General features: G+C 67.9%; 16 protein-coding genes. 7 read left to right on the top strand and 9 right to left on the bottom strand.

Features of this window, described 5'->3' with window-relative positions:
* Positions 1-173: 173 nt before the first annotated feature.
* Positions 174-566, top strand: a complete 393-nt coding sequence (gene nirD / locus ACVWYS_RS13195; protein ID WP_456509886.1) for a nitrite reductase small subunit NirD — start codon at positions 174-176, stop codon at positions 564-566.
* A 12-nt stretch (positions 567-578) separates the two neighbouring features.
* Here the strand turns inward: nirD and ACVWYS_RS13190 are convergent, their stop codons facing one another.
* Complete coding sequence (locus ACVWYS_RS13190) at positions 579-2,318, bottom strand: phospho-sugar mutase (protein WP_456509885.1); 1,740 nt, start codon at positions 2,316-2,318, stop codon at positions 579-581.
* A 174-nt stretch (positions 2,319-2,492) separates the two neighbouring features.
* On the opposite strand from ACVWYS_RS13190, the gene ACVWYS_RS13185 reads away from it, so the two are divergent.
* Positions 2,493-2,972, top strand: coding sequence for an RrF2 family transcriptional regulator (locus ACVWYS_RS13185; protein ID WP_116766078.1), 480 nt, complete (start codon positions 2,493-2,495; stop codon positions 2,970-2,972).
* A gap of 69 nt (positions 2,973-3,041) precedes the next feature.
* Here the strand turns inward: ACVWYS_RS13185 and ACVWYS_RS13180 are convergent, their stop codons facing one another.
* On the bottom strand, positions 3,042-3,860 hold the full coding sequence (locus ACVWYS_RS13180) for a purine-nucleoside phosphorylase (protein ID WP_456509884.1): 819 nt from the start codon (positions 3,858-3,860) through the stop codon (positions 3,042-3,044).
* Between the two features lie 130 nt (positions 3,861-3,990).
* Between ACVWYS_RS13180 and ACVWYS_RS13175 the strand changes: the two genes are divergently transcribed.
* Positions 3,991-5,406 (top strand): NAD(P)H-quinone dehydrogenase, encoded by a 1,416-nt coding sequence (locus ACVWYS_RS13175; protein ID WP_456509883.1) that lies wholly within the window; start codon positions 3,991-3,993, stop codon positions 5,404-5,406.
* 19 nt (positions 5,407-5,425) lie between these two features.
* Positions 5,426-6,151 carry a hypothetical protein gene (locus ACVWYS_RS13170; protein ID WP_456509882.1) on the top strand — a complete coding sequence of 242 codons (726 nt, stop codon included), beginning with the start codon at positions 5,426-5,428 and terminating at the stop codon, positions 6,149-6,151.
* 11 nt (positions 6,152-6,162) lie between these two features.
* On the opposite strand, the gene ACVWYS_RS13165 is transcribed toward ACVWYS_RS13170, so the two are convergent.
* Positions 6,163-7,620 carry a benzaldehyde dehydrogenase gene (locus ACVWYS_RS13165; RefSeq protein WP_116766127.1) on the bottom strand — a complete coding sequence of 486 codons (1,458 nt, stop codon included), beginning with the start codon at positions 7,618-7,620 and terminating at the stop codon, positions 6,163-6,165.
* 220 nt (positions 7,621-7,840) lie between these two features.
* Between ACVWYS_RS13165 and ACVWYS_RS13160 the strand changes: the two genes are divergently transcribed.
* Positions 7,841-8,386 (top strand): flavodoxin domain-containing protein, encoded by a 546-nt coding sequence (locus ACVWYS_RS13160; RefSeq protein WP_116766081.1) that lies wholly within the window; start codon positions 7,841-7,843, stop codon positions 8,384-8,386.
* A 21-nt stretch (positions 8,387-8,407) separates the two neighbouring features.
* Here the strand turns inward: ACVWYS_RS13160 and ACVWYS_RS13155 are convergent, their stop codons facing one another.
* Positions 8,408-9,112 (bottom strand): hypothetical protein, encoded by a 705-nt coding sequence (locus ACVWYS_RS13155; RefSeq protein ID WP_456509881.1) that lies wholly within the window; start codon positions 9,110-9,112, stop codon positions 8,408-8,410.
* 67 nt (positions 9,113-9,179) lie between these two features.
* Positions 9,180-9,818, bottom strand: coding sequence for a hypothetical protein (locus ACVWYS_RS13150; protein ID WP_456509880.1), 639 nt, complete (start codon positions 9,816-9,818; stop codon positions 9,180-9,182).
* A gap of 504 nt (positions 9,819-10,322) precedes the next feature.
* On the opposite strand from ACVWYS_RS13150, the gene ACVWYS_RS13145 reads away from it, so the two are divergent.
* A complete protein-coding gene (locus ACVWYS_RS13145; protein ID WP_456509879.1) occupies positions 10,323-10,574 on the top strand; it encodes a hypothetical protein in 252 nt (83 codons plus the stop codon).
* Between the two features lie 524 nt (positions 10,575-11,098).
* Here the strand turns inward: ACVWYS_RS13145 and ACVWYS_RS13140 are convergent.
* Positions 11,099-11,320, bottom strand: coding sequence for a hypothetical protein (locus ACVWYS_RS13140; RefSeq protein WP_456509878.1), 222 nt, complete (start codon positions 11,318-11,320; stop codon positions 11,099-11,101).
* A 419-nt stretch (positions 11,321-11,739) separates the two neighbouring features.
* Between ACVWYS_RS13140 and ACVWYS_RS13135 the strand changes: the two genes are divergently transcribed.
* Positions 11,740-12,066: a hypothetical protein gene (locus ACVWYS_RS13135; protein WP_456509877.1), complete on the top strand. Its 327-nt coding sequence runs from the start codon at positions 11,740-11,742 to the stop codon at positions 12,064-12,066.
* A 145-nt stretch (positions 12,067-12,211) separates the two neighbouring features.
* On the opposite strand, the gene ACVWYS_RS13130 is transcribed toward ACVWYS_RS13135, so the two are convergent.
* From ACVWYS_RS13130 to ACVWYS_RS13120, 3 genes are read right to left on the bottom strand one after another with little or no spacing between them, the layout of a single operon-like run.
* Positions 12,212-13,771 carry an FAD-dependent oxidoreductase gene (locus tag ACVWYS_RS13130; RefSeq protein ID WP_456509876.1) on the bottom strand — a complete coding sequence of 520 codons (1,560 nt, stop codon included), beginning with the start codon at positions 13,769-13,771 and terminating at the stop codon, positions 12,212-12,214.
* Positions 13,768-16,047 carry a molybdopterin oxidoreductase family protein gene (locus tag ACVWYS_RS13125; protein WP_456509875.1) on the bottom strand — a complete coding sequence of 760 codons (2,280 nt, stop codon included), beginning with the start codon at positions 16,045-16,047 and terminating at the stop codon, positions 13,768-13,770. Before ACVWYS_RS13125 ends, ACVWYS_RS13130 begins: the two co-directional genes overlap by 4 nt.
* Position 16,048: 1 nt before the next feature.
* A complete protein-coding gene (locus tag ACVWYS_RS13120; protein WP_456509066.1) occupies positions 16,049-17,440 on the bottom strand; it encodes an MFS transporter in 1,392 nt (463 codons plus the stop codon).
* Between the last annotated feature and the right edge of the window lie 147 nt (positions 17,441-17,587).

Genomic DNA, 17,587 nt, shown 5'->3' with positions numbered 1-17,587 from the left:
CTTATGTTTCGTGGTCTTAACTTCTGCATCACGAATGGATTTCCGGCCGGGTGAGCTCTCTTTTACGCGTTGGACACATCGGGCGCGCCCGGATGAAACACCGCGGGCCTAGCTTGAATATGTGGCCGCAGCAGCGGTTGAGCCCGTAAGGGATGCATCAGAGAGGGGCCGGGATGACCGCCGTACTTGAAACCGCAGTACACGACCTTGAGGGTCAGACCGCAGAGCAGGATGTTGTGAACGTAGCCGGCTGGCACCGGGTATGCGCCGTGGCGGACCTGGAACCCGCGTGGGGCGAGGCCGCATTGATTTCCGGGCGCCAGGTCGCAATGTTCCGGACCGTGTCCGGTGAGGTTTTTGCCGTCGCCAACGAGGATCCGGCCACCGGGGCGAATGTCATGGCCCGCGGCATCACGGGCTCACGCGGGGACCGCCCGACGGTGGCTTCGCCGTTGCACAAAGAGGTCTACGACCTCGTTACGGGCGAGTGCCTCGGCAGCCCGGAACTGCGCATCGCAACCTTCGGTACCCGGATTGTGGGCGGGTACATTGAGGTTGAGCTCTAGACGCCCAGAGCTCTAGAGGCCCAGGGCCTCGCGGACGTCCGCGAGGACGCTGTCCAGCGCGGCGCGGGCCTCGTTCCGTGCCGCCGGCAGTTCGGCGGCCGAGCCGACGCTGCGGATGACTTCGAGGTAGCACTTGAGCTTCGGTTCGGTGCCGCTGGGCCGGATGATGACGCGGCTGAGGTCCTTTGTCAGGTACAGCAGGCCCTCGGTCGGCGGCAGTTGCTCGCTGCCCGCGGCCAGGTCCGTGACGGACTCGACGCCTGAGCCGCCAAACGATTCCGGCGGGCTGACGCGCAGCCGGTTCATCATGGCGTCCAGCAGGCCAAGGTCCGCCACCCGGATGCTCAACTGGTCGCTCGCGTGGAGCCCGTGCACCAGATAGAGCTCGTCCAAGGTGTCGAAGATGGTCTTGCCCCCGGCCTTTGCCGCCGCCGCGAGTTCGGCGATCAGCACCGCGGCCGAAATTCCGTCCTTGTCGCGCACCAGCGACGGGGCAACGCAATAGCCCAGGGCTTCCTCGTAGCCGTAGACCAGGCCGGGGACGCGCGCAATCCACTTGAAGCCGGTCAGGGTTTCCTCGTGGGCGTAGCCTGCCGCGGCCGCGATCCGCGCCAGCAGCCGGGAGGACACGATCGAGTTGGCGAATACGCCGGCCGGTGCCTTGCCGGCGGCGGCCTGCCGCGCCACGATGTGGGCCCCCAGCAGGGCGCCGACCTCATCGCCGCGCAGCATGCGCCACGCGCCGGTGGCCGGGTCCTTCGCCGCCACAGCCGCCCGGTCAGCATCGGGGTCGTTGGCGATCACAATGTCCGCGTCCACGCGCGCCGCCGTCTCCAGGGCCAGGTCAAGGGCTCCGGGCTCTTCCGGGTTGGGGAAGTTCACCGTGGGGAAATCCGGGTCCGGCTGCGCCTGTTCCATGACGAGCGTGACGTCGGTGAAGCCGGCGGCGTTCAGCACGGCCACCGCCGTTTCCCCGCCCACGCCATGCATGGGGGTCAGGACGATCTTCAGCCCGCGGGCCGGGAAATGCTCCGGGGCCGCAAGGGCCGCGACGGCGGCCTTGTAGTCGGCGGCTATGGAGGTCTCCAGCACGGTCCAGCCGTCCGCGGCCAGGGCGATGGTATCCAGGGCGCCCACGGCGTCGATCTTCGCCGCAATCAGGGCATCGTAGGGCGCCACAATCTGAGCGCCGCGGCCGCTGTCCTCGACCGCGTGACGGCCCAGATACACCTTGTACCCGTTGTCCTGCGGCGGGTTGTGGCTGGCGGTGACCATGACGCCGCCGTCGCAGTCCAGCGCCCGCACCGCGTAGGCGAGCAGCGGGGTGGGCAGGGCGGCCGGCATGAGGAAGGTTTCGACTCCGGCAGCGGTGAGGATCGCGGCGGTTTCTTCGGCGAAAACATCGGAGTTGTAGCGGGCGTCGAAGCCGACGACGGCGCGCGGCCGGGTGCCGGGGGAGGCCTCCTCGACGGCGCTGGTGAGGAAAGCGGTGAAGCCCGCCGCGGCGCGGCGCACCACCACCCGGTTCATCCGGTTCGGGCCGGGGCCGAGGGCCGCCCGGAGTCCGGCGGTGCCAAACTGCAGAGTGCCGCTGAAGCTGTCGGCCAGTTCCTGGCCGGCCACCGCGACGCCCTCGTCGGCGAGGCGGACCAGCTCGGTCAGGGCTGCGGCAGTGGCGGGGTCCGGGTCCTGGTCGGCCCAGTCGCGGGCGTCGCTCAGGAGTCGGGCGAGTTCGGCATCAGAAGACGTCATAGGAACCAAACTATCGCCAATCGTGTGCGTTTCCTCCCCTGACAATCGGGAGTTGGGGTTTCAGTTGCATCACGCCCGGCGCGGAGAGCAGGCAGGACGGCCGGGTCCGGCCAGCCCGGGCGCGCTGGCAACGGCCCTTGACACCCAAATTTCCGGACACGTAGCGTCTGGAATATGAAGATGGGCCGTGGAGTGGAGTGGGCGGTGCACAGTTGCGTCAACATGGCATGGACACCGCCGGGCGAGCCCGTGAACAGTGCACGCCTCGCCGAGTTCTATAAGCTCCCCGCCGCCTACCTGAACAAACAGTTCCAGTCGCTGGTCCGGGCCGGGGTGCTGGACTCGGTCTCGGGACCCCGCGGCGGATTCCTGTTGGCGCGCCGGCCGGAAAACATCACTGTGCTGGACATCGTCCTGGCCCTGGAAGGCGCGGATCCAGCCTTCCGGTGTGAAGCGATCCTGGGGAACGTCCCGGAGCCGGCCCTGCAGGAGAACTTCGCGCGGACGTGCCTCATTTCCCAGACCATGCGCCAGGCCGAGCTCGCCTGGCGGCAGGCGCTGGCGCGCCAGAGTATCGCCGGGATAGCGGACTCGATGGAGCGCCGGTTCCCGGCGGACAAGGTGAAGGTCCTGGACTACCTGGCGGCGGAGTAGCCTCGGCTGACAGTCCAGGACCGTGGAGAGGCACGGTCCGTCACCGGAACCGTGCCGCGAACACACGGATCAGAGTTTGGCGATGATCTCCGCGAGGAGCTTGGAAATGCGCGGTCCGGCGGCCTGGCCGGCCTCGAGGACTTCCTCGTGGCTCAGGGGCACGGGGCTGATCCCGGCGGCGAGGTTGGTCACGAGCGAGATCCCGAAGACCTCCATGCCCGCGTGACGGCCGGCAATGGCCTCGAGCGCGGTGGACATGCCGACCAGGGACGCGCCGATCCGCTTGGCGTACTGCACCTCGGCAGGGGTTTCGTAGTGCGGTCCCGTGAACTGCGCGTACACGCCCTCGTCCAGCGAGGGGTCAACCTCGCGTGCCAGGCCGCGGATCCGGGACGAGTACAGGTCCGTCAGGTCCACGAACGTGGCGCCTTCCAGCGGTGAGGTGGCCGTGAGGTTGATGTGGTCGCTGATCAGCACGGGCGTGCCGGGAGCCCAGCCCTCGTTCAGGCCGCCGCAGCCGTTGGTGAGCACCAGGGTCTTGCAGCCGGTGGCCGCGGCGGTGCGCACGCCGTGAACCACGGAGCGGACGCCCTTGCCCTCGTAGTAGTGTGTGCGCGCGCCCAGGACGAGGGCCCGCTTGCCCTCCTTGGTCAGCACCGAGCGGATGGTGCCCACGTGCCCCTCCACCGACGGTGCGGTGAAACCGGGGATTTCGCTGGCGGACAGGGTGGCGGTGGTCTCGCCGATCAGTTCGGCGGCGTCGCCCCAGCCCGATCCGAGGACCAGCGCGACGTCGTGGGAATCGACACCCGTCTCTTCGGCGATGTAGGCGGCGGCGTCTCGCGCGGCGTCGAAGGGGTCCGCGTTCAGGAATTCTGTATAGCTCACTGGTACAAGCTATCGCGTGCCGGGCCCGCTGCCCAGCACCCGCGCCGCCCGGGCGCCATAGCGGGCGGCCGCACCCGCGGCGCCCCGGATTCTTGGTGGCTCCGGTTCGGATGGTGGACAATGGTTGATTGTGACTACGCATCCTGACTTCAGCTCACCCCGTATTGCAATTCTCGGCGGAGGGCCTGGCGGCTACGAAGCCGCCATGGTCGCCGCCTCGCTGGGGGCGCAGGTCACCATCATCGAGCGTGCGGGACTCGGCGGATCCGCGGTGCTGACCGACGTCGTTCCTTCCAAGACCCTCATTGCGACGGCGGACCTGATGACCCGCGTCGGCGAGGCCGGCGAGCTCGGCGTTAAATTCGACCTCGACGGCGGCGACTGCAGCCCGACGATGCGCGCTGACCTCAAGCACATCAACGACCGCCTGCTGCGGCTGGCCCGGAAGCAGTCGGAGGACATCCAGTCCGGGCTGGAACACCAGAACGTCCGCATCCTGATCGGTTCCGGCCGGCTGCTGGACAACCACACCATCGAGGTCCTGACCGCCGACGGCACCGAAACGGTGGAAGCCGACACCATCCTGCTCGCTGTCGGAGCCCACCCCCGCGAGCTGCCCACCGCCCGTCCGGACGGTGAGCGCATCCTGAACTGGGCCCAGATCTACAACATGGACGAACTCCCCGAAGAACTCATCGTGGTTGGTTCAGGTGTGACGGGCGCGGAGTTTGCCTCCGCCTACAACGGGCTGGGCTCCAAGGTCACCCTGATTTCCAGCCGCGACCGGGTGCTCCCGGGCTCGGACACGGACGCCGCCGAGGTGCTTGAGGGCGTCTTTGAACGCCGCGGGCTGAAGGTTCTTTCCCGTGCCCGCGCCGAGACCGTCGAACGCACGGACGACGGCGTCGTGGTCACCCTCGGCGACGGTTCGAAGGTGACCGGCAGCCATTGCCTCGTCTGCGTCGGCTCCATCCCGAACACGGCCGGCATCGGCCTGGAGGAAGCCGGCGTCGCGCTCACCGAGAGCGGCCACATCAAGGTCGACGGCGTCTCGCGCACCACGGCGCCGAACATCTACGCCGCCGGTGACTGCACCGGCGTCCTCGCGCTGGCGTCCGTGGCCGCCATGCAGGGCCGCATCGCGATCGCGCACTTCCTAGGCGACAGCGTCATGCCGCTCAAGCTGCACCAGGTGGCGTCCAACATCTTCACCTCGCCCGAGATCGCGAACGTGGGCGTCTCCGAGGCTGAGATCGACTCCGGCCAGTACCAGGCCGACGTCATCAAGCTGTCCCTGCGCAGCAACGCCCGCGCCAAGATGCGCAACCACCGCGACGGCTTCGTCAAGATCTTCGCCCGCAAGGGCTCCGGCACAGTGATCGGTGGGGTCGTCGTAGGCCCGAACGCCTCGGAGCTCATCTTCGCGATCTCGCTTGCGGTCACCCAAAAACTGCACGTCGACGACGTCGCCAGCACCTTCACCGTGTACCCGTCGCTGAGCGGCTCCATCTCCGAAGCGGCGCGCCGGCTCCACGTTCACATGTAGCAAAACGGAGGCCGTAGCCATGCAAAGTCCTCGCACCGCTGTTGAGTCCGCGGAACAGAACCCCGGGCTGCCGTCCGGCCCTCAAGAACGGTTTGCCGGCTACGGCGTGATGGGCGTTCCTTTCAGCTCCGGCTACATCCTGGCCCTGCGGCATTTTCCTGCCTCCTCCGTCGGCCCGGGCTACAACTCGGTCTGGATCCGCGATCCTGCCGGCGTCTGGACGATGCACAGCACCACCAATCCCGGGTCCTCATGCCCCCGCTACTTCGGCAGCGCCCTCGGATCGGCGTCGACGGGCGGGATCTCCATCCGGTGGCGTGACGACTACTCTTTCCGCGTGGAAGTCGGAGACGAGGTGGACCTGGGCTGGGACGTGACGCTGGCTGCAACGCCCATCACCCGGCTCATGTCGGCGGTGGCCGGGTCGGTCCCGGAGCAACTGTGGCGCAACCGGACGTTCCTGCGCGCCATGGGGGCTGTTGCCGGCCCGGTGCTCGGGGCCGGGCACATCGGGCTGACGGGCAAGGTGCCCAACGGCCAGACCTTTGGGGCGCGCCCGCGGCAGATGTGGTTTGTCCGCGAGAGCGAAGCGCACCTGCAGGGGCATAATCTGGGGCAGGCTTCAGCACTGCCCGTCCAGGACAGGCTCGGGGACTTCTGGATCCCGCAGCGAGGCATCTTCATGATCGGCTCGTCAGTGTTCGAGCCGTTCGACCCCGCCACGCACCTCGCCGCGGGGCACTGAACCTTTCTCCTCTAGAACGGGTACGGTGCGATATCCGGCCGAACGGTCAGCCACTGGATTTCCGTGAAGGATTCCATGTTGGCGTGATGCCCGCCGATCCGCGAGCCGTTGCCCGAGTTCTTGACCCCGCCGAAGGGCGAGTTGGCCTCGTCGGATACGGTCTGTTCGTTGATGTGGACCTTGCCGGAGTCGAGACGGTCGGCGATCGTCATGGCCATGCCGACGTCGCCGAGAATCCCGATGGAGAGCCCGTACTCGTTGTCGTTGGCCAGGGCCACGGCCTCGTCCACGGTGGAGAACTTCATCACCGGCGCCACGGGGCCGAAGATTTCGTCCTTCCACGCCGGACTGGCGAGATCGAGGTCCGCGAGCACGGTGGGCCGGTAGAAGCGGCCGTCGTGGCTGCCGCCGGCGGCCAGCCGCGCGCCGCCCTGCACCGCATCCTGGACGATCGTGTCCACGCGGTGCAGCTGCTTCTCATCGATCACCGGGCCCAGCGCCACCGTTCCGCTCTTGGGATCGCCCACCGGCAAATGACTGGCCTTCTCGGCAAGGGCGCTGACGTAGTCCTCGTAGATGTCCTCGTGCACAATGTGCCGGCCGGACGCCATGCAGATCTGTCCCTGGTGCATGAAGGAGCCAAACGCGGCGGCCGAGACGGCCTTGGGAAGGTCGACGCCGGGCAGCACGATCATCGCGTTGTTCCCGCCGAGTTCCAGATGGGCGCGCTTGAGCAGCCGGCCGGCAGCTTCGCCCACCTTGCGGCCTGCCGCCGTCGACCCTGTGAAGGCGATGACGCGGACCTCGGGCGCCTCGACGACGGCCGCGCCGATCTCGGCACCGCCCGGCAGCAGCGACAGCAGGCCCGGCGGAAGGCCGGCCTCCTCGAACACCCGGACCAGGGTGACGCCGCCGCAGACCGCCGTGCGCGGGTCAGGCTTGAGCAGCACGGCGTTACCGAGGGCCAGGGCCGGGGCGACGGCGCGGATCGAGAGGATGAGCGGGAAGTTGAACGGCGCGATCACCGAGACGACACCGACGGGGCGTCGTCGGGCGAAGGACCAGCGGTTCTCGTTCGAGGTCAGCACGTCGCCGGCCGGGAGCGAGGGCAGCGCCGAGGCGTCGTAGCATTCGTTGGCCGCGATGTGGGTTTCCAGCCCGGCCTTGGGCGGGATGCCGCCCGATTCGCGGACGATCCAGTCCCCGATTTCCGCGGCGTGTTCCTCCCAGAGCTGTCCCGCGCGGCGCAGCACCGCGGCGCGGTCCTCCGGGTTGCGGGCGGCCCAGTCCTTCTGCGCCGTCGCGGCGACGGCAGCGGCTTCGCGGACATCCTCCACTGAGGCCACGCCATAGTGGCCCAGCGTCTCGCCGGTTGCGGGTTCGACGGCGTCGCCGATCCCGCCCCGTCCGGGCCGCCAGCCGTTGAGGTGGATCTTGCCCTCCCAGAGGGCGGAGTCGAGCAGGGACATGTCCTGTCCTTTCGTCGTGAGGTCATGCTTCTGGACCGGCCGGTCGAATCCGAACCGGACCGTGCCTTCGTCCATCTCATGTCGGCGGGCCGCTGCCGTCAAGGGTTCGGGCGTCAGGAGTGCTGGAGTTGGGAGTCCCGTCGCCAAGAGTGCGTGTGCGCCCGGCCCCGGGGGACCTTCGGCCGTATCGCGACGCGGCCCGGCGCGGACACCATGGAACATGGCCAAGATCTATATCCCGTACGGGACCGTTGAAGGACAGACAGCACAGATCGCCGACTACATGGCCGAACTGATCCGGGCGCACGGGCACCAGGCAGAGACGGCGGACCTCAAACATTCCGGCGACACCCTTCCGGGCGGCTACGACGGCGTGATCGTGGCGGCCTCGGTTCACATGGGCAAGCACGAGGGGCACGTCAAGGACTTCGTCAAGAAGAACCGCGCCGAGCTCGAACGGTTGCCCTCCGCCCTGGTTTCGGTGAGCCTGGCCGCCCACGGGGACGAGGAGAACGCGGAGAGCTACGTGGCGAAGTTCGAGGAAGACACGGGCTGGCGGCCCTCGCACGTCGGATTGTTCGCCGGCGCGCTGCTCTACAGCCACTACGGGTTCATCAAGAAGCACATGATGAAGAAGATCGCCAGCGACAAAGGGTCCCCGGACACGGACACCACCCGTGACTACGTCTACACGGAATGGGACGGCGTCCAGCGCTTCACCGAGGACTACCTGGCATGGCTGGCCAAGCTGGGCAGTCAGAAGTAGGACCTTGTTAAGGCGTAGGGCTCAGGAGCGGGCGTAGGGCGGAACAGCGTCGCCGGGCGCGAAGGGCCTGAACCACCGTTCGAACGCCAGACTACCGGAGTCGGCGTCGGCACGGTTCTGGCTGTCGGCGTCGTCGTCGGGGTAGAGCGCGTCGCTGTCCGCGTCCTCCAGGAGGACTTCCTCGACGTCGGCCCGCCAGCCCTCCGGAAGGTCCAGTTCGTAGATGTCCTCGGTGATTTCGGCCTGATCGAGGAGGCAGCGGACGGCGAGCTCCGCGGCGAGGCAGCCCGGCGCGGTCCAGCCCCGGACCAGGGATGCGGTGACATCCGCGGCGACGACGATGAATTTCTGGGTGAACTTCGCGTCGTAGCTGTCCGCGAACTGCGGCGGCAGCGAGGACAGGACCGAGGTCCCGGCGATATCGGCCGGCGTGACAACGTCCAGGGTGCCGAGCGTTCCGAGATCGCGGAACAGCTGGTCAATCAGGATGCTCGACGAATTCCACAGGAGTCCGGCCAGCAGGCGGGTCTGGCGCACGGATTTCTGACGGTCCTCCGGCGGGACGGCGGCCATTTCCTCCAGGTCTTCGGGATCGAACTGGAGCCGCTGTTCGGCCGTCATGTCGTCCGGGTGCGGATCGAGTCCGAGCAGTTCCAGGCTCAGCCCGGTGAGTTTTTCGGCGTCGGCCAGTAGTTCTTCCGTGATGTCGTCGTCGTCGGCGCTCATGCCCCCGATGCTACCTGCCGTTTGTTCCTGGCCCGATTCGCGTTACGCGGCAGGGGCTTGCCGGGTTCTAGGCGGCGGCTGCCCGGGGATGCTCTGACGTCGAGCTTCCGTGCGCCATCCGGACCGCGGCAAGGTAGCTGATTCCCGCGATCAGGGGGACCACGCTGGCCGCGGTGAGCGATGCCAGCGGCCCGGACCGCGCGATGAGCGTGATCAGGAGCGGCAGCACGCCTAGGGCCACGAGCAGCCAGCCGGCCAGCGCGGTGCGTTTCAGGCCGAGCACGGCGGCCGGGAATGCCAGCGCGACGACGCTGACGGCTATGACAGGTCCGTTGTCACTGAGGAAGCTGCGCAGGGCCGCCGGGTCGAAGGCGAGCCAGATGCAGGCCGCGATGAAGGCGGAGGACAGGGCGAGCAGCAGGGGAGAGGTCACCGCCGGCCAGAACCACGCCGCGACCGCGAGGATGAGCATCGGCACCACCCAGGCGAGCGTTATCAGCGTTCCCGCCGTTCCGCCAGGATCCTGCATGGCGTCGCCACCGATGAAGATTCCCGCGAGGACCGTGAACACGGCCATGACGGCCGCCCCGGTCCGTGTCAGCGCCGTGGCGCGCCGCTGTGGATCCTTTTCACGTGCAAACACAACACCCATCACGACGGCGACCACAACAATCGCGCCGAGCGCCAAAATGACCGGAACGTTCATGGGATGCCTCCTGCAGACGAACGGGGCTTACGTCCATTGGATTCCTGCCCCAGCGGCTGTGCCAAGGGGAGAAAGGCCCGTTTCGCAGGGGCCCGGTTGCTCCGAACGGGTCGCACTGAAGTTCGGGCTTCCAGAGTTTTATTCGATCCACGCAAACTCGGCGCACCGTGGAGCGCGTTCTAGCAGACATGCATGCTGAGCACTCGTGTTGCCAGTGTTACCCGTGTGGCTATACTCATGCTTGGGGGCGCCTTAGCCGGTGTATGTCGGAAGCGTTCAGCAGTCACAAGATATCTGCCAACGAACCGACAGGAGGTACGGGGAACCGTGCCAGCATTGAAACGATCAATCTTCCGTAAAGCGGCGGCCGCTGCCGCCCTGTCCGTTGCCCTGGGAGCCGGAGCGGTCACCGTTGCGGCCCCGGCCAGCGCCGCAAGCTGTGAACCGGCATTCATTTGGTGCCCCGCGTCATGTGCTGAAACTACCGCGAGTTGCACAGCCGGCGTGTCCACCGTCTACGTCACTCCAGGAACAATCCTGGGGGCGAACACGTATGGCTGGGCCAAGGGCACCAAGCTGGAATACCGCTGGTTCCTGAACGGCGAAGTCTTTGCGGGCGGCTGGCATGAAACCACTAGGGTCTGGGGGCCGCCGGGCAGGGACAGCAAAGGCGACAAGTACGTCGTGCGCGTCAAGGGCACGTTGGCGGGCAAGGTCAGCTATCGGTTCAGCAGGACGTACGTCGTCCGCTACTAATCACCACACGCAGAAGACCCCGTCAGTCGTCACGACTGGCGGGTTTCTGTGTTCTGGTCAGGCCGCGCCCAACGCCTCAAAGGCACGCTTGCCAGGCCCACAGACAATGTAGACGCCCTGTGTCGTCTGGGCAACGGAGCGGCGACCTTGCTAATGCTGCTCAATGTAGTTCGACGGTAGCAGCCACTCTCCGGGTGCCGAGTCTTTAGGGCGCTGCGGCGGCCGCCTTGAACGGTGTCTGAGTAATTTCCGGGCTGGCCGATTTGAAGGCAAAAGCGCCCCCGGCAACTGCCGGGGCGCCCGCGTTTGTCGGGGGTTGCGGCGCCAGCAAGCGGCAGACGTCGGTCACAGTGCCCGTGCCGGAGAACAAAGTTCTTTGGACGCACTGTACCGGGCGTGGAATGGGATGTACCTCGTCCGCAGGGTGATCCGTGGGTTCATGAATGCGCTTCACAGCATCCGGCGGTACTGATGTTCCTCTTCCGGGGAATGGCGACAGCCAGCTCCAAGTAGGCCGGCCGGCTCTACAGACGATTAAACTCCTGCTGCCACAGTGCCTTATCCCATCTCTCCTGCAGCTTTCGGTCCATGGTCCATTTGCTCTCCCATGTGTCGAAGTTGGCTTTGAAGGTGGGTACGTAGTAATCGGAGCCCTTGCGGCGGGTTCTCTTCTTGAGTCTCAGCAAGAGGCCGAGCAGGATCCACACTGCGGTGAGAATTACGACCAGGAAGAATATCGTCTCCACGGGCAACCAGTCCTCGAAGGGGTTTAGTGCCCCCAGTTTAATCCAACTAGCGCCAGATAACTAAGCGTTCCACTTCCCACCGGCAATGCCACTCGCCATGCAACCGTTCGGGTTCGTCCGCGGTCTACGGTGAAGCTTGCTTCGTCAAGCGCCACCTGCCCCAACCTTGCGAAAGGCGACTTTTCTGGCAGCAGACCTATCCGCAACCTACAGCCCCGCCAGAACCCGCTAACTGGGAGAGTCGTCTCTTGGCCGGATGCTTAGCGCGTCCACCTTGCAGAGCGAGCGCATCGTTGCGTCGGTACTGCAGTGTGTCTGAACAATGCCGGGGCTTCCGTGCCGTGGCCGACAACTCCCATGCGGGTGATCAGGGAGTAAACCCCTTTCTCCGGGCGTGTCGCGCGTGTAATAGTGTCGTTATGTTCATTTTCGTGCTATTGGCGATCGTGCTACTGGTCTTGTTTTGGCAATACATCGTGGCGGGGCTCGGTCTTTGGGTGCTCGTGCTCCTTTTGCGCGCCGTGATCAACTGGACGGTGGCCGACCCGACGCCGGGCTACCGCCGGAAGGCCGTTCAGACCCGGCCCGTGGCCAAGCCTGTCCAGACCCGGCCTGTGCCCGCGCTGAAGCCTTCCCGCGAGCTGCCCGCGCCGGACTATCTGCCCAGGTGGACTGCCAGCCGCCGGCTAGACGCCGGCCGCGAGCATGCCCAGTGGCAGAAGATGTTCGATAACACGGCGCAGTAGAACGCTGCCGAGCCGGCCTCCGGGGCTTCAGAACCTCGGTCCCGTCCAGTGATGCCTCGCGGGCACCGGTGGTGGAAATCGCGCGGCTAAAGTTCGCCGCCATGCTAGCCTTTTGCGCGTTCAAAGCGTGACGTCGTCCCCGCGGTCAGGCAACCGCCCCCTGAAAATGGGCCTCGATGATTCCTTTGATGTCGTCGTGGCAGCCGCCGCAGCCCGTGCCGGCACGGGTCGCCGCGGAAACCTCGGGCACCGTGGAGCAGCCGTCGGAGGCCGCGGCGGCAATGGCCGTTCCGCTGACGCCGGCGCACCGGCAGACCGTCCGGGCAGGGTCGGCGGCTCCGGGCGATGCGAGCTGGTCCGGCCCGTCCAGGCGCAGCAGCAGCGAGCGGTCAGCGGGGAGTTCGGCGCCGCGCTCGAACAGCTGCACGAGCTCGGCCGAAGTGCGGGGCATACCCACGGCCACGAGACCCTCAAGCACGCCGGCGCGGGTGATCATCTTCACGTAGCGGCCGTGTTCCGGATCGGCCCACTGGGCAATCTGCAGCCGGGCGCGGCCGTTCACTGCTCCCGCGGTGAGGGCTTCCTCGTCCCACGGCTCGGCGGACACATCCCCGGCCACGGCCATGTTCATGCCGCGGGCCTTGAGCACGATCACGCCCGGCAACTCCGCGGCCAGCGCCGGCAATGCTTCCGCCTCGGCAGGAGCGCCGGACGCCAGCAGGGTCAGATACTCGGCGAGCCATTCGGCCTGCCGCCAGCCCGGGCCCACCAGCCCGGACGGGCCGCGCGCGGTCCGGCACTCCACGCATTCGGGGTCCGGGCAACGGACCTCCGCGCAGTCGCCGATCGCAAAGATGTGGGGCTCGTGGTGGGCGCGGAGCTTGTGGTCCACCAGGATTCCGGCGGCCGTGGAGAGGCCGCAGCCTTGGGCCAGTTGGGTCCGCGGCCGGACGCCGCAGGAGAGGACCAGGAGGTCGCCGTCGATCGCGGAACCGTCATCCAAAAGCAGCGCGGAGAAACCGCCGTCGGGGGCGTTGTGCTCGACGCCGGTGGAGCGGGCGTTGCCGGCCACCCGCACGCCGCAGTTCCGCAGCGAAGCCGCGAGCACGGCGCCACCGCCGCGGTCGATGTTCCGGCCCAGGGGATGCGGGCCGTTGTGCACTACGGTGACCGTGGCGCCTTCCTCGGCCGCAGCCAGTGCGGTCTCCAGGCCCAGGACGCCGCCGCCCAGGACCACCACGCGCTTGCCGCCGGCCACCGCCGAGTGGAGCACGGACGCGTCGCGGAGATCGCGCAGGGCTGTCACGCCCGGCGGCAGCACCGGGGCGGCCGGGTCCGGGTTGAGCCCGGTGAGGTTCGGGATGACCGGCCGGGAACCGGTGGCGAAGACCAGCCGGTCGTAGCCCGGGGTGGATCCGTCGGTGAGGACAACCTGCTGGCGGGCGCGGTCCACGCGCCGGACGCGGACGCCCAGCCGGACGTCGACGCCGTCGGCCACCAGCGCGGCCGGGTCCGCGAGGGCCAGGGCGGCCTGCGTGGTCCGGCCGACGCCGAGATCCGCCACGAGGACCCGGTTGTATGCGGCCTCGGACTCTTCGCCGATTACCGTCAGGTGCGCGATTCCGCTGCGCACGGCCGGCAGCAGCTCGTCGATCAGCCGCGCGGCGACAGGCCCGAAGCCCACCACCACAATCCGCTCAGTCATGAGGTCTCCTCTGCTTGAAGAACGCGGGCTTGAACACCGCTGTGATCACCGGCCGGGACGTCCCCGGACACTGCCGGGCGAATCCACACTTTGCTGGTCTTGAACTCAGGCATCCCGGAAATGGGGTCCGTGGCCGCCTCGGTGAGCCGGTTGGCGCTCTCGAGTTCCGGGAAGTGGAACGGCAGGAACACCGTCTCCGGGCGGATGTCCGTGCTGAGCTCGGCACGGCAGCTGACCTCGCCGCGCTCGTTGGAAATCGAGACGTAGTCGCCGTCGGCGATGCCCTGGGCGGCGGCCGCGGCGGGGTGCAGCTGCAGTCGCGCCTCCGGCCGGGCCTCGACCAGCGCGGCCACCCGGCGGGTCTGCGCCCCTGACTGGTAGTGCTCCATGAGACGGCCGGTGATCAGCGTCATCGGCTTGCCCAAATGATCAGCGCTGCCGCGCTCCGCCGCGGACGCGGAGCCCCGAGAAACAGAACGACGCCGGGGCGTCACCGCCGTGAAGACGGCCCGCCCGTCCGCATGGGCAAAGGCGTCCAGGAAGAGTCGCGGCGTGCCGGTGCCACCCGACGGGTACGGCCAGTAGGCGGCCTCGCCGCGGTCCAGCATGGCGTAGTCGATTCCGGAGTAGTCGGCCAGGCCGCCGGAGGACGCGAGCCGGAGTTCCTCGAACACCGTCTCCGGGTCCTCGCTGAAGGTGGAGGGTGCGTGCAGGAGCTCGGCCAACCGGGTCATGATCCACAGCTCGCTGCGGACACCGGGCGGGGGAGTGAGGGCCCGGCGGCGGCGGAGCACGCGGCCTTCGAGGTTGGTGAGGGTTCCCTCTTCCTCGGCCCACTGGGTCACGGGCAGGATCAGGTCCGCCTCGGCGGCGGTTTCGGAGAGGAAGAAGTCGCACACCACGAGGAAGTCCAGGCTGCGCAGGCCCTCGATCACGGCGTTGGCGTCCGGGGCGGACACCGCCACGTTGGCGCCGTGCACGAAGAGGCACCGGACGCCGTCGGGCTGTCCCAGGGACTTCAGGAGCTGGACGGCGGGGAGGCCGGGACCGGGGATCAGGGTTTCGGGCACACCCCAGACTTTTGCCATGTAGGCGCGGGCGGCGGGGTCGGTGATTTTCCGGTAGCCGGGGAGCTGGTCGGCCTTCTGGCCGTGTTCCCGGCCGCCCTGGCCGTTGCCCTGGCCGGTGAGCGTGCCGTAGCCGCTCCGCGCGGAGCCCGGCAGGCCCAGCAGTAGCGAGAGGTTGATGGCGGCCGTGGCGGTGTCAGTGCCGTCGACGTGCTGTTCGACGCCGCGGCCGGTGAGGATGTAGCTGCCGCCCTTGCGGGCGCCGTCGGCCAGCCGGCGGGCGGTGTCGCGGATCAGTCCGGCCGGGACACCGGTGATCGACTGGACCCGTTCCGGCCAGAAGCTTCCGACGCTGCGGACCACGGCGTCGTAGCCGGCGGTCCGTTCCGCGATGAACGCGGCGTCGGCCAGGCCCTCGTGGATCACCACGTGGGAAATGCCCAGGAGGAGGGCGAGGTCGGTGCCCGGCAGGGGCTGCAGGTGCAGGCCGCCGCCGTCGGAGGTAAACGCGGCGGTGGCGGAGCGCCGGGGGTCGACGACGATCAGCCCGCCGGCGTCGCGTGCGCCTTGCAGGTGCTGGACGAAGGGCGGCATGGTCTCGGCGACGTTGGAGCCGAGCATCAGGATAGTGCTGGCGGCGTCGAGGTCCGCGAGCGGGAACGGCAGCCCGCGGTCCAGGCCGAAGGCGCGCATGCCGGCCGCAGCCGCGGAGGACATGCAGAACCGTCCGTTGTAGTCGATCCGCGAGGTGCCCAAGGCCAGCCGGGCGAATTTGCCGAGCTGGTAGGCCTTCTCATTGGTGAGGCCGCCGCCGCCGAAGACTCCGACGGCGTCCGCTCCGTGTTCGGCGCGGGCCTTCTTCACGGCGAAGACGATCCGCATGAGGGCCTCGTCCCAGCTGACCGGGCGGTGGACGCCGTCGTCGTCCTTCAGCAACGGTTCCGTGACGCGGCCCGGGTGGTCCAGCAGTGACGCGGAGGTCCAGCCCTTGCGGCACAGGCCGCCGCGGTTGGTGGGGAAGTCCCGGCCGGTCACAGTGAGGAGAGGCCCGTTTGCGGGTGACACAGCGGCGGCGGGTGCCGGCGCCGGTGCGGCGTCAACGGGGTCTGACCCCGGCTGGGGAGCCGGGGTCAGAGCCGCTGGAGAGGTGAGCGTCATGGCGCACTGCAGGGCGCAGTAGGGGCAGTGCGTGTCGGCGCCGGCGGTCATGTTAGACGTGTCCCATCGCGTTTCGGTTGGCGTTGCGGATGTAGCAGAACCAGCAGACGGCCAGCATCAGGACGTATGCCCCGACGAATCCGTAGAAGGCCGAGGTGTAGGAGCCGCTGGCGGTGTTGGAGGCGTTGAGCACCTGCGGGATGATGAATCCGCCGTAGGCACCGATGGCCGAGATCAGGCCGAGGGCCGAGGACGCGAGCCGCTGGGTGGTGTGCGTGCTCGCCCCGGAGCGGGCGGCCCGGCTGGAGGTGGCGAAGATGATCGGGATCATGCGGTAGGTGGCGCCGTTCCCGAAACCGCTCGCGGTGAACAGGAGCAGGAACAGGAACAGGAAGAGCCAGAAGTTCTTCATGGGCAGCGTCCAGAGCATGGTCAGGGTGATGACGGCCATGGCGGCGAAGGCTGCGACGGTCATGCGGGCCCCGCCCATCCGGTCCGCCATGCGTCCGCCGTAGGGGCGGGCCAGGGAACCGACCAGCGGGCCGAGGAAGGCCAGGGACAGGGCCACGGTGCCGACGGAGATCGAGGAGAATGCCGGGAAGTAGTCCTTGATGAGCTTGGGGAAGACGCCGGCGAAGCCGATGAACGAGCCGAAGGTGCCGATGTACAGCAGCGCCATGATCCACAGGTGCGGTTCCTTGAGCGCCGCCAGCGAACCCGCGACGTCGCCCTTGGCGCTGGTGAGGTTGTTCATGTACTTCCAGGCGCCGAAGGCGGCCAGCAGGATCAGAGGAACCCACATGAACCCGGCGACGGGCAGGTTCACGGTGCCGGCTGCCAGCAGGGTGATAGCGATCGGCACGGCCAGCTGTGCGACGGCGGCGCCGAGGTTTCCTCCGGCGGCGTTCAGGCCCAGGGCCCACCCCTTTTCCCGGGCCGGGTAGAAGAAGGTGATGTTCGCCATCGAGCTGGCGAAGTTGCCGCCGCCGAATCCGGCCAGGGCCGCCACGAAGAGCATGACGCCGAACGGGGTGGCCGGGTTGGCGACGCACAGGCCCAGTCCGATCGTCGGGATCAGCAGCAACAGTGCGGAGACGATGGTCCAGTTGCGGCCGCCGAAGCGCGGCACCATGAAGGTGTAGGGGATCCGCAGCGTGGCGCCCACGAGGCTTGGCATGGAGATCAGCCAGAAGATCTCGTTGGTGGAGAACTTGAAGCCTGCGGCGGGAAGCTGGACCACCACGATCGACCACAGCTGCCAGACCACGAATCCCAGGAACTCGGCGAAGATGGACCAGTTCAGGTTGCGACGGGCGATCCAGCGGCCGGCCGATTCCCACTGTTCCTTGTTTTCCGCATCCCAGTTGGCGATCCAGCGGCCGGGCCGGTGCTCGAGGGTAAGGGTGTCGGCAGTGCGGGCGGCGCCGGCATCTGCGGTGCCGATTTCGGCGGTGCGTTCAGCAGTCACTTAGGAGACCTCCTTGGGGGGTGTTGTCCTTCAACGGTAGGTACGCCGCGTTTCAGGGACGGTCGCGGTTTATTAACGTGCTGTGACGTTTGCCTATCGGGGCTTATGTGACGGTGTGAGAAT

Source organism: Arthrobacter sp. TE12231, assembly GCF_054062895.1.
Note: the sequence above shows the minus strand (reverse complement) of the source record. Positions and strands in the feature narration are given on the sequence as shown.